Origin of the sequence: Mycobacterium sp. E3298, from assembly GCF_001666895.1 — a bacterium.
Lineage (GTDB): Bacteria > Actinomycetota > Actinomycetes > Mycobacteriales > Mycobacteriaceae > Mycobacterium.
On the sequence record NZ_LZJB01000024.1, the window covers coordinates 1 to 1,335 of the forward strand.

Genomic DNA, 1,335 nt, shown 5'->3' on the forward strand with positions numbered 1-1,335 from the left:
TCGAATCCGTGACCGCGCCCGTCGCCACCGGTTCCCGTGTGGCGCAGTCCCTGACGCTGTCGGGCCAGCTGATCAGCCGGTACGGGTTGGTCATCGTCCTGGCCTGGATCGGGTTCGGGAAGTACGTGAAGATGGAATCCCGTGTGCTGATCGAGCACAGCCCGCTGATGAGCTGGATCTACGACGTGTTGAGCGTCGCCACCGTCGCACGCTTGCTGGGCACGATGGAGATCGTCGCCGCGGTTCTGATCGCCCTGAGGCCGGTGTGGCCGCGCGCGTCGGCGGCCGGCAGCGCGCTGGCGGTGCTGCTGTTCCTGGGCACCCTGAGCTTCCTGTTCACCACGCCCGGCGTAATCGCGACCCATGCGGATGGCGTTCCCGTGCTGTCGGCGTTACCGGGCCAGTTCCTGCTCAAGGATTTGGTGTTGATCGGCGTCGCGGTGTGGACCTGCGGTGATTCGCTGGGCGCGCGAACAGCGTCCCGCTGATCAACCCCTTCGCCGAAGCGAGCGTGGCCGCGTAGGCGTCGGCGTCCAGGGTGGCCGCGCGCTCGGTGAGGCCGCGAGCCAGCGCATGGATCGCGCCGGCGGCGGCCCGGGGGTCGATGCCCGGCGGCAGCGCGCCGGCGGTCTGGGCGTCGCGGAGGATCTCAATGATGGTTCGGCGCAGGGCCTTTGGCCCCGGATAGTTCGGCCGGCCGCGACGGGGATGCTGATGGCTCTCCGCGCGTACCGCGCGATCGAAGCCGGCCAGATGCGGATGTTCGCGCATCATCCGACTCGCCTCCTCCAACACCGCAACCAGCCGTTCGACCACGTCGTCGGCCTGTGCGGCCGCGTCCCACAGCCGGGGGGCCGCGATCCGCTCGATGTCCTCGACGGCCGCGCCCAGCAATTCGGACTTGTTCGGGAAGTAGTGGTACAGGCTGCCGCTCGTCATGTCGGCGGCGCGGGCAATCTCGCGAATCGTGGCTCGCGAGTAGCCCACCGTCGCCACACAGCGCATGGTGGCCACGATGATCCGCTGGCGGGTCTCCTCACCGCTGGCGCCGACGGGGCGTCCCCGCTGCGCCCGCGTCACCGTGTTCTCCGCACTCGCGCGTCCCGTCCGCAGGCTCTCGGCGCCTGACAGTGTCGAATATAATCGAGTGATCGATTTATTCGGGGTTCGTGCGGAGGTGCGCGGTGCGTGAGGGACGGGACGGCGGCGCGTGCCGTCCCGCATGAGCGCCCGGCCCTCGCGATTGGGGCGCCCGGTGGGCGCCGACGGCGAACAGACCCGCACGCGCATCATCACCGCGGCGATGCGCACTGTGGCCGAGATGGGCTACTCCCG

General features: G+C 69.7%; 2 protein-coding genes and 1 pseudogene. 2 read left to right on the forward strand and 1 reads right to left on the reverse strand.

Annotation, left to right across the window (positions count from 1 at the left end):
* Positions 1–8: 8 nt before the first annotated feature.
* Positions 9–488: a DUF417 family protein gene (locus A9X05_RS01290; protein ID WP_068262146.1), complete on the forward strand. Its 480-nt coding sequence runs from the start codon at positions 9–11 to the stop codon at positions 486–488.
* Here A9X05_RS01290 and A9X05_RS01295 read toward each other — a convergent pair.
* On the reverse strand, positions 412–1,080 hold the full coding sequence (locus A9X05_RS01295; RefSeq protein WP_067778629.1) for a TetR/AcrR family transcriptional regulator: 669 nt from the start codon (positions 1,078–1,080) through the stop codon (positions 412–414). The genes A9X05_RS01290 and A9X05_RS01295 overlap by 77 nt on opposite strands.
* A 142-nt stretch (positions 1,081–1,222) precedes the next feature.
* On the opposite strand from A9X05_RS01295, the pseudogene A9X05_RS31880 reads away from it, so the two are divergent.
* A pseudogene (locus A9X05_RS31880) lies at positions 1,223–1,335 on the forward strand (TetR/AcrR family transcriptional regulator); the annotation flags it as partial.